The 10,274-nt window shown below is 55.9% G+C and carries 7 protein-coding genes; 6 read left to right on the top strand and 1 reads right to left on the bottom strand.

Going from position 1 to position 10,274, the window contains the following annotated elements; all coding sequences use genetic code 11:
• Nucleotides 1-47 precede the first annotated feature (47 nt).
• Nucleotides 48-1,394, bottom strand: a complete 1,347-nt coding sequence (gene tssK / locus SKZ59_RS06780; protein WP_319991174.1) for a type VI secretion system baseplate subunit TssK — start codon at nucleotides 1,392-1,394, stop codon at nucleotides 48-50.
• Nucleotides 1,395-1,568: 174 nt separating this feature from the next.
• Between tssK and tssF the strand changes: the two genes are divergently transcribed.
• The 6 genes from tssF to SKZ59_RS06750 are packed head-to-tail and all read left to right on the top strand — an operon-like array spanning nucleotide 1,569 to nucleotide 10,234.
• Nucleotides 1,569-3,374 carry a type VI secretion system baseplate subunit TssF gene (tssF, locus tag SKZ59_RS06775; RefSeq protein WP_319991173.1) on the top strand — a complete coding sequence of 602 codons (1,806 nt, stop codon included), beginning with the start codon at nucleotides 1,569-1,571 and terminating at the stop codon, nucleotides 3,372-3,374.
• Nucleotides 3,338-4,363 (top strand): type VI secretion system baseplate subunit TssG, encoded by a 1,026-nt coding sequence (gene tssG / locus SKZ59_RS06770; protein WP_319991172.1) that lies wholly within the window; start codon nucleotides 3,338-3,340, stop codon nucleotides 4,361-4,363. The genes tssF and tssG overlap by 37 nt, the downstream gene beginning before the upstream one ends.
• Nucleotides 4,364-4,392: 29 nt before the next feature.
• The gene (locus tag SKZ59_RS06765; RefSeq protein ID WP_046684079.1) at nucleotides 4,393-4,647 is read left to right on the top strand and encodes a PAAR domain-containing protein; all 255 of its coding nucleotides are present in this window, start codon (nucleotides 4,393-4,395) and stop codon (nucleotides 4,645-4,647) included.
• A gap of 12 nt (nucleotides 4,648-4,659) precedes the next feature.
• The gene (locus SKZ59_RS06760; protein ID WP_319991171.1) at nucleotides 4,660-7,254 is read left to right on the top strand and encodes a type VI secretion system Vgr family protein; all 2,595 of its coding nucleotides are present in this window, start codon (nucleotides 4,660-4,662) and stop codon (nucleotides 7,252-7,254) included.
• Complete coding sequence (locus SKZ59_RS06755) at nucleotides 7,251-9,110, top strand: esterase/lipase family protein (RefSeq protein ID WP_219327234.1); 1,860 nt, start codon at nucleotides 7,251-7,253, stop codon at nucleotides 9,108-9,110. The genes SKZ59_RS06760 and SKZ59_RS06755 overlap by 4 nt, the downstream gene beginning before the upstream one ends.
• The gene (locus SKZ59_RS06750) at nucleotides 9,107-10,234 is read left to right on the top strand and encodes a T6SS immunity protein Tli4 family protein (protein WP_257620110.1); all 1,128 of its coding nucleotides are present in this window, start codon (nucleotides 9,107-9,109) and stop codon (nucleotides 10,232-10,234) included. Before SKZ59_RS06755 ends, SKZ59_RS06750 begins: the two co-directional genes overlap by 4 nt.
• Nucleotides 10,235-10,274 lie beyond the last annotated feature (40 nt).

Genomic DNA, 10,274 nt, shown 5'->3' with positions numbered 1-10,274 from the left:
TTAGGGCAATCTTTTGACAAGACAAGCACCCGCCACGTCAACTATCGTTACGCGGCGGTGCCGCTGATGCCGAACAATTCCAGCTTCAGCCCTTTTATGCCAGACGGCACATAAATCGCAATCGCCTGTGCCTTGATCATGCTGTCATAAATACTGCCTTTGTTATCGATCGAAAAGTAATACGTATTGGGCCGCACGGGTACTTCAGCAGGAACCTGGGCCATATGCCGCAGCTCGGCACCCGGCAATGCCCGGCCCAGTAATAGTTCGATATTGTCCGGAGACGATATCTTGAACTGCAACGGCACCGTGGCAACCAGTTCCAACGCCGGCATATCGGCGTTGACCGCAAGGCAGAGTTCAGTCTGACGGTCAATCCGCTTGGCATCGAGCAAACCGTGATAGTGGGTGTTTTGTTGCGTGTCGTTGGACAGTGGAATCGGGAAGTAACGCGACAGGAGCACCGTATCGATCAAGTCGCGAATGATGCCATCGAGCTTGCCGAAACCGGGAGCCGCGTCATCGTGACAATACGCCGGCAAGTCGCTCAGCGTGTACTTTTTCGAGAACGTCATCAAGCCGCCGGCCAATGCCATCAATTTTTCAAACAAATACATGGGATGGTGGCGCCGGTAACTGGCGCAATGGCTGAGCGTGGCGCTGGCCGTGCTCAATGTATTGAGCATCCAGAATGAGGACACATCCCCGCCATGAAATTCAACCGTATTGTTACCGGGTTGACGGTGGCGGCTGTACAGCGCCTCGATTTTCGCGCCCATGCGGTCGATCAGCGAATCGAGCATTTTCTGCAGCGAAGACTCGGCGCAGATGGTCAGGCCAGGCGGAATGAAGGAGGCATCGATTTCAAAGCTGCCATTGCCAGCGCGGTACAAACGGATCACCGGGATGGCAAGATAATCATGGAGCGGATCCAGTTGCGACAGCAGATACACGCGCTTCTTCAGGTAAGCCACATCGATGCTGACTGCCTCGCTGTACAGATCCGGGGTTTCGATATCCGCCTGGACATAGCGCGCGCCGGCAGAACTCACATTGCCGCCGTGTGCCTGCAGCGTCGGCAACGCGGCGTAAAAAGTGAAACTATGTTCACTGGAAGGCAGCTTGGACAGGTCAACCGCACTGGGCAATACATCGCCAAGCGGCGCCTCAAAGAATTCTCCATCCTGAAAGACGAGCGACATGGCGTCCGCCCGCAGGCTATTGTTGGCCAGTGCATCCACATTCCAGCTGACGCCGTGCACACCCCATAGATGTGGATTGATGAGTGAAGCCAGACGCTGCAGGCGCGCTTCATGGTAGCGGTCCAGCTGCTGGAATTGCTGGGGGCCGATGGCCAGCCCCTCGGACCACAGTAATTTGGATGGCAATGTCATGGCGTTCTCCATGTTGGCGGTTGGAATCATGCTGCCTTGCCAGTCTGATGTTGCCAGTTTGAAAGTCCTTGATGTTGCGCAGCAACCCTGTTCAATTATTGCGCAAACGCAATTTACCTTGGAGCAAACGCTCGGATACTGACCATTCCGCCGCGAAGACACAGGAAAAGAGAGATGGAGGACTTGCTGCCGTATTTCGAACGCGAGCTGGTGATGCTAAGGCGGCATTGCCGTGAGTTCTCCGAGCGCTATCCGAGAATCGCCGGCAAATTGCACATGTCCGGCGAGTCTTGCGAGGATCCGCACGTCGAACACTTGATCGAATCGGTGGCCATGCTGGCGGCACGCATCTCGAAACGGCTCGATGACGACTACCCGCAATTTACCGAAGCCCTGTTCGAAGCCCTGTTTCCACATTATCTGCGCCCCTTCCCATCGTCCACCATCGTCCATCAGTCTGTCCCAGAGGCTGGAGCGGGTGTAATGCACCTGCCGGCTGGCAGTGAAATGGACGCAATGCCTGTGCGTGGCGTGCGCTGCCGCTTCAAGACGGTCTACGACATGACGACCGGAGCATCGGTACTGGAAAGCGCGGTTTTCGATGCGATGATCAAGCCGCCGCCAGGCGTACGCCTGCCAGCATCAGCCAGTTCCTCGCTGAACATCGGCATCCGGCATCTCGATGCGGCGCCCGCATCACTGCGCATCTTCATCGATGGCGAAGCTTCTTTTTCCGCCGCCTTGCGCGATGCCCTGTTCATGCATGCAGTCTGCGCTTTTGTGTCGATCGACGCGGCGCAGTGGATGGCCCTGCCCGCCGTCCCCCTGGCGCCCGTCGGCTTCGCCGACACGGATGCCTTGATACCTTTCGGTGCCCGTTCGCAACCGGCCTACCGCATCCTGAGCGAGTATTTTGCGTATCCGGAAAAATTCAATTTCTTCGACATCGATATCGCGGCGCTGAGCGCTGCCCTGCCGCCTGGTTGCCAGCGCTTTACCCTGCATCTGTGCATGGCCGGTTTGCGCTCCGATTGCGCTGCGGCGCGCATGTTGTCCAGTATTTCCAGCGACAACTTAAGGCTGGGCTGCAGTCCGGCGGTCAACCTCTTCCGCCAGGAAGGCGTGCCGATCGCCATCACCCGGCAAAAAATCGACTATTCCGTACTGGCCCATGCTACCCATGCCCATGGTTACGAAGTCGTCACTGTCGATGCCGTGCGTTTGCTGCGCCAACGGGGAGGCGAAAGCACGCTGACCGAATTTCGCCCGCTGTACAGCCTGCGCCATGGCGAGGGCGCGGCGCAACAAGGCCATTACTGGATCGTGCGCCACGACATGGCTTTGGCCATGAAAAGTCCTGGCCACGAAAAGAAAATCACGCTGGTCGATAGTGACTTCAATCCCTTGATCAACGAAAAAGCCAGCTTGTCGCTGTCGCTGACCTGCAGTAACCGCGACCTTCCACTGTCGCTCAAATACGGCCAGCCGCAAGGAGACTTGCAACCGTGCGGCGGCGGACCTGCACTGCACATGCTGCGACGCCCCAGCCAGCCGCGATGCTTTTCACCGGGCGCGGGCCTGCATTGGCGGCTGATTTCGCACTTGACGCTGAATCATCACGCGCTGGTTCAGGAAGGCCTGCCAGCACTGCGTGAAATGCTGACACTGTATGACCTGTCTCAATCGGCAAGCTCGCAACGCCAGATCGGCGGCATCGTCGCGCTCGCGCACTCGCCGGCCACGGCATGGCTGCGGCACAAGCGCGGTACCTCGCTGGCGCATGGCGTGGAGGTGCGCATCACGCTGGACGAAGAAGCGTTCGTCGGCAGCAGCATGCACCTGTTTGTGCAGGTGATCGATCACTTTCTTGGGCTGTATGTGCAAATCAACAGTTTCATCGAACTGGTGGTGCTGTCAGGGCAAAGCGGAGAGGAGCTGATCCGATGCAAACCAAGAAGCGGACTGCAGAATCTGGTGTAGTACAACACTTGCTGGCCGAACCGTACCGCTACCAGTTCGTGCAGGCGGTGCGAATTCTGCTGTGCTGGCTACGCGAGCAGAACGTGTCCCATGCGCAAGCCTTCGGCCAGGTGTTGCGCTTCAAGAACAGCTTGTCCTTGAGTTTTCCCCCCAGTGAAATCGAACAGCTATCGCTCGACGGCAATGAACAACTGACCCTGACGCCGACGTTCATGCGTTTTCTCGGCGTCGGCGGCACCTTGCCCTTGCACCACTCTGAACGCATCGCCGCCTACCGTTTTTCGAGCAAAGATGCTGGCGTCTCGGCCTTCCTCGATATCTTTTCGCACCGCATGCTCACGCTGTATTACCTGGCATGGGAAAAGTATCGACTGGAATCCACGCTCCAGACCCAGGCAAGGGATGTACAACTGCCTTTGCTGACGGCACTGGCCGGCGTGCGGCGCGGTGCGCTGCCGTCGAGCGGCGAAGCTGACGCCGTGACGCAGGAAGTCGCGGCCTGGTATGCGGGTCTGCTGCGCTGCCGCCCCGTCTCCGCGCAGGCGATTGGCCCCGTGCTGGCCGAGTACTGCGGCGTCCCCGTCACCGTGCAACAATTTGTCGGTGGCTGGGACTATCTGGAAAAAAACCGGCGCAGCCTGCTGCGCAGTGTCAACTTTACCTTGGCACGCGGCGCAACGCTTGGCCTGCGGCTTTGGCGTCAGGACATGCGCGTCTGCCTGCATATCGGCCCGCTGGATCCCGCCGGCCTGCAACGCTTCCTGCCGCGCAGTACAGGCGCGGCGGCACTGGCAAAGATGCTGGCGCTGTTTGGCGTACCAGACTTGCAATATGAAGTGCGGCTGATATTGAGTCCGCCATGCATTACTCCCCTGCTGCTGAGCTCCAACCCGTCAGAAAGACGGCTGCTTGGCTGGACGACGTTCTTGCAGACAACACCAGGCAAGGTACGCGGCGCCGAAGTGCGTTATCTGCTGCAACTGACCTGAGCAGCCCATCACTGGAAAGCGAGGCAAGCATGAAACATGCGGGACGCGGCGTCATCCGGCTCGGAGACGCAACCGATCACGGCGGCAAGGTCACCAGCGCCTCATCAGGCAGCACCGTGATGGGGAAGACGGCGGCGCTGGCCGATGACACCACCTTCTGCCCCAAGTGCAAGGGCAACTTCCCGATCACGCCCGATGGCGCCGGCGCAAAACACATGGGCAAGCCGTACGCCTATGACGGCGACGTCACCGCCTGTGGCGCCCACCTGATCACATCCCTGTAACGGAGGCAGGCCATGCATGCAAACATCCAGGCGGCACTGTCGGCCTTCGACCTCGCCGCGCAAGAACGGCGCCTGTTGAAGATCGACTTTCCCCATGAAGATGGGCCTGCCGGCGCCATCCTGCTGGTCAATTCGCTGACCGCCAGGGAGGAAGTGTCGCGCGACTTCCGTTTCGAGGCCGAATTACTGTCCGATGATGCGCATATTGCGCTCAAGGCCATGATGGGCCGCATGGTGACCATTTCCATGGTGCGCGACGAGGGTACGCTGCGCTACTTTAACGGCTATGTGGGCGAGTTTTGCCTGCTGCGCGCCGATGGCGGCTTTGCGTGGTACCGGATGGTGCTGCAACCATGGCTGGCCTTCGCCAGGCTGCGCCAGGACAATGTGTCCTTTCATGGCCAAAGCGTAATGCAGCTGACCGAAACGACGTTTGCCCACTACGAGCAGCGCGACTGGAAAACCAGCATCCATGGCGACGATCCGCAGATCACCTGCGCCAACCAGCACAATGAAACCGACTACAACCACCTGCACCGGCGCTGGGAGGCGCTGGGCTGGCATTACTGGTACGAGCACCGCGCCGATGGCCATACCTTGTGGCTCGCGGACAACAGCACCCTGGCGGACATGATCGCCACGGCGTCGGGCGACGGCGCCATGCGTTTCCACTCCGAATCGGGCTCCATGGAAGACGATGGCTTGCAACAGTGGCAAGCCGTGCGCCGGATCGGCTCCGGGCAACTCACCTTGGCCAGTTTCGACTATAAAAACCCCCAGCCACGCCTTGCCAGCGGCTACTCCCTGAATCGCCAGGGTGATGTATTTGCCCACGAACTGTACGAAAACACGGGCGCCTACGGTTATAAGAATGTCGATGATGGGGCGTCTCTGGCACAGCGCCGCATGGAAGAAAGCGACCATTTGCGCCAGTATTTCGAGGCGGCCGGCAATCACCGTGGCGCGCAGCCAGGCCTTTGTTTCCGGCTCGATGGCCATTTCAGCGCCGAGGAAAAACGCTATCAGCCGGGCCAGGAGCGCCCGGACAGTATTGCCGAACGCGAATACCTGATCCTGTCAGTCGAGCATCGCGCCAGCAATAATTACCAGGTCGACCTGAACGCACAGTCCCACTATGTCAACAATATGCTGTGCGTGCGCCGGGACATCCGCTGGCGCCCGGGCCGTGGCTACAACAGCACGCCGTGCGTGGTTGCCGGGGTGCAGACGGCGCTGGTCGTCGGGCCGGCCGGAGAGGAAATCCATACCGATGCACTGGGACGCATCCACCTGCAATTTCACTGGGACCGCCTCGGTGAATTCGATGAGCGCAGCTCGCCTTGGATACGGGTCATGATGCCGATGGCGGGTCCGCAGATGGGACAAATCGCCCTGCCGCGCGTGGGCCAGGAAGTCGTCGTGCAATTCCAGGACGGCAATATCGACCATCCGATCGTCATTGGCGTGGTCTACAACAGCGCCAATCCACCGCCTTGGCAACTGCCGCAGCAACGCGCCCTGTCCGGCTTGCGCAGCCGCGAACTGGGCGCCCGCAGCGCCAACCACCTTGTACTCGACGATACCAAGGGCGCGATCCAGGCGCAGCTGCGCAGCGAGCACCAGGATAGCCGCCTTTCACTGGGCAACATCACCCGCATCGACGACAACGCCGGCCGCAGGGAAGCGCGCGGTGTGGGCTTTGAATTGGCCAGCAGCGCCTGGGGCGCCCTGCGCGCAGCCAAAGGCATGCTGATCACCACAGAAACATCAACAGGAACGGGATCAGTCAAACAGCTCGACGAAACACAGGCCCGCCTGGCGCAGGCACGCCAACTGCAGCAGGGCTTGGCCGGCATGGCCATCGACGCGGGTGCGCAAGACAGCGCAGCACAACAGGGCGCCGTCGCTGAATCCATCCAGCGGCAAAACGCCGCCATCAAGGGTACCGGTGGCGATTTCCCGGAGCTGTCCGAACCGCATTTGCTGCTGGCCAGTCCCGCCGGCATCGAGCTGAGCACGGCCCAGTCCATGCACCTGGCCGCCAGCGAGCATGTGGCGCTCACCAGCAGCAAGCATATTTCACTCGCCAGCGGCGACAGCATGTTTGCCAGCATCGCCAAGACCTTCAGCCTGTTCGTGCACAAGGCCGGCATGAAACTGATTGCCGCCAGCGGCAAGGTGTCCATCCAGGCCCATAGCGACGAGGTGGAAATCCTCGCCCAGAAAGTCCTGTCGCTGATCAGCGAAGCGGACTGGGTCAACATCAAGGGCAAGAAAGGCGTACGCCTGCACGGCGCCAACCACATGCTGGAAATCAGCGACAAGGTGCAGTTCTTCACCTCTTCCCCCGTGCTCTTCAACGGCAACTTGGAAACCTTGGCGCCGAAGAGCGTGTCGCAGGAATTTAATGAGCGGCCACACAGCAGTTTTGATCAGGAGGTCTTGCTAGTGAATGCCGACGATACGCCGGCCGTTGGCATTGCTTTTGAAATCCTGCGCGATGACGGCAACATGGCCGGCAAAAGCACGGAAGACGGTTCCACGCAATTACAAAAATCCACCGGCATGGATAGCTACATCATTCGCTATAAGGGAGAACTGCCATGAGCAAATGTGATGACTTGAATAACCGCGGCAATCATCCTGAGAAGTTTAGTCAAGGCGTGGGAGGCTGGGCGGAACTCGCCGTCTTGATGACGGAAACAAAAGATACCGCGCGACATGACGTCACCCTACCACCAGGCAAAGTAATTCCAGTCATTTTCTTACCAGGCGTGATGGGCAGCAATCTAAGGATGAGCAAGGTTCGCCAGGAAGAATTGCGCCGTCCAGACAATCGGGCCTGGCGGCCAGACGATATGATGGGCGCGGGAGGCAAGACCGCTGTACTCACAGGTAATGGCTTGGGTGGCTGGTTCAAAGATGCGTCGCCACGGCAGCGTCAATTGGTGTTTGACCCCACTGAAACAGAAGTCGAGTACTACCACTATACGGAGAGCAACAACCGTTTCGATCCGGATGGCGTGGAAACCAAGGCTGCAGATGCACGACATCAAAATGTTCCCGACAGCATTACCCCCATCCCACCCTTAATTGGATCCTACGGAATACCTCCAACAACGGGACCTTTGCAAGCTCAAGCACGCGCTCGCCAAAGTCCCGCGCAAATAGCACGCTGGCGCGGGTGGAGTGAGGTGCTTTTCGACGGTGCATACGGAACCATGTTGCGCACCACAGAACAGCATCTAAACAATATGATTTCCAACGGAGAAGCACATCCGTTCTGGCGCAGGACAAGTGGCCTTGGTGCCATGCTAATGCAAGACCCAACAACTTTTGGCGCGTCATCTGGCAAGGCCATTAATGTCAATGACTTAAAGAAAATTTCACCTTGTTGGTATCCAGTGCACGCAATGGGTTATAACTTTATCAATAGCAATGGCGTATCTGCCATCATCATTGCAGAGAGACTACGAGGCCTTGTCGACGGCTACAAAAAACGCGGATTCAAATGTAGTGAAGTCATTCTAGTCACACACAGCATGGGTGGTTTGCTGGCCAGGGCGTTGATACACCCCTGCTATGGAAATATGCTTGACGATAAGGATGTAAAAATTCTCGGAATTTATCACAACGTGATGCCAACCATTGGAGCCGCAGGGGCATATAAACGCATGCGTTTTGGTTTTCAGGAAAGGGAAGGCTCCATAGCCGAAATAGAGGCCCGCGTTCTAGGCATCGACGGTATGCATGCCACCGCCATTCTAGCAAATGCACCGGCGCCACTGGAAATGATGCCTGGTCCGGCATATGGCCAGAATTGGCTGAAAATCGTAGATGCACAGGATAAAATTTTATGGAGCTGGCCTCGCGATAAAACTACTGCATTGGAAAGCATTTACCTTCAGCCAGCCAGTGCATGGTGGCGACTAATCAATCCAAATTGGGTAAATCCGGCACGCATTCCGCACGATAAAGGTGGCGGCCTTGAAATGGTAATGCGTCGATTAAAATTAGCTACAGAATTTCTATCATCCATAGAAAAAACGTTTCATCCAAACACTTATGCAAGCTATTGTGCCTCGAGAAATTTTTTAAGTTATGGAGATGTCGTATTTAAATTAATTGAGGGCCTTCACAGTGGCTCTAATGATCCCTGGAATAAATTCGAGCCGCTACCAGAAAAATGGAAATTACTTGAAGATGATAGCAAGGGCCAACTCCTTGTCCAAGCTGGTGGAAAATTCTTGAAGTTAAAGCTACAGCCAGCTAATGCACGCGGAGATGGAACCGTACCATCAGATCGTTCTGCCCAACACATCACGGGTACATTATTCGTACACGGCACGACGGAAGCGACCAGCTATGAACACCAAAATAGTTACGCCGACCCGAATGTACTGGCATCCATGCTGTATTCCATCGTACAAATTGCAAAAAAAGCAAATTGGATTAAATCATGAATAATAAAACCAACAGTGGGAAATTTTCAATAATCGCACTTGTTATAATGACATTTATTTCAGCATGTTCACAAAAAAATACAAATAAGGAAAGCAATATGTCTGACAACTTAAAAATTAGCAAACGTCTTGACGTGCTCTTTATAAAAACAAAAATTGTATGTTTCGGACGTTATGCGATTAAAGTCCCACAAGAGGCAGAATTGATACATGGCAACACATCAGCCCCTTCAAGAATTGATATCATAAAAGGAGGAATCATCGCAAAAGATGAAAAAATAGCTGAGGATATAAGAAAAATAAAGACCAATGATTCATCCTCTGAAATTATATACAACGGAAAAGGCCCCTTAGAAAACAGCTGGCAATTCCACTACTTTGAAAATAAATTCTCCAAAGAAGATGGCGATGTTTTTTTCAGAACGTATGTCAACAAAGAAGATATTACATTTATCCTTAGCGGATCGATTCCAAAAGGTGGAACGATTACAAGTGCGACTGCTATACAGTTAGCACGGGCAAATAGTTTACGTCTGCGCGGAAAAAATGAAATCCCTGCAGAACCCGGCCATTGCTTAGGAGGTGGCTTCATGAGCGACAAAAATTATAATGATCAAGAGATGGCAGATGCCGGCTTATATTTTCCTAGTTTCCCGGATGTGACATTTTCCATTACTTCAAATAAGGACGCTTACGGCGACTATCCTCCTGCTGAATATGATGCAAAAGTACGTGGGGAATTATCATTACTTGCCCGCATCCAGCAGGCGAAAGATCAACAAGGCAAGAATTATCCTGCTCGCACGCTGCTACGCGAAGGCAAGCGTGACGTGCAGCACTGGCATGGTGAGGAATCGTTGATACGGCGTACCGATGGCGTGCATGATTTTGAATGGACACTGGTGGGTACGCCGCGCGATATCGCCTATCCATCGGTGCTGGAAGCATCCATGTACACCAAAGTCGCCCACAACATGGTCGGCGCAGCCGAAGCATCGTCGCTGACTGACGAGGAAGCGATTGCATTGTGGGACAAGCTGTTGTCCGGCCTAAAGTTCCGGGTGAAAGTGCCGGGTGCGCCGCCGGGTTCGTACTACATCGATCCGGACAAGCCAGCGCAGTGACAGCTGAATAAGCTCATGCTGGCGTGATGCAAGCCATTGC

It is taken from the genome of Janthinobacterium sp. GMG2, assembly GCF_033949445.1.
In the GTDB taxonomy this organism is placed as follows: domain Bacteria; phylum Pseudomonadota; class Gammaproteobacteria; order Burkholderiales; family Burkholderiaceae_D; genus Janthinobacterium; species Janthinobacterium aestuarii.
This window is presented reverse-complemented; position numbering and strand designations above follow the sequence as displayed.

Coding starts and splice junctions, on each gene's coding strand:
- SKZ59_RS06750 (WP_257620110.1), top strand. CDS start 9,107: ATGAATAATAAAACCAACAGTGGGAAATTTTCAATAATCGCACTTGTT.
- tssF (WP_319991173.1), top strand. CDS start 1,569: ATGGAGGACTTGCTGCCGTATTTCGAACGCGAGCTGGTGATGCTAAGG.
- SKZ59_RS06755 (WP_219327234.1), top strand. CDS start 7,251: ATGAGCAAATGTGATGACTTGAATAACCGCGGCAATCATCCTGAGAAG.
- SKZ59_RS06760 (WP_319991171.1), top strand. CDS start 4,660: ATGCATGCAAACATCCAGGCGGCACTGTCGGCCTTCGACCTCGCCGCG.
- SKZ59_RS06765 (WP_046684079.1), top strand. CDS start 4,393: ATGAAACATGCGGGACGCGGCGTCATCCGGCTCGGAGACGCAACCGAT.
- tssG (WP_319991172.1), top strand. CDS start 3,338: ATGCAAACCAAGAAGCGGACTGCAGAATCTGGTGTAGTACAACACTTG.
- tssK (WP_319991174.1), bottom strand. CDS start 1,394: ATGACATTGCCATCCAAATTACTGTGGTCCGAGGGGCTGGCCATCGGC.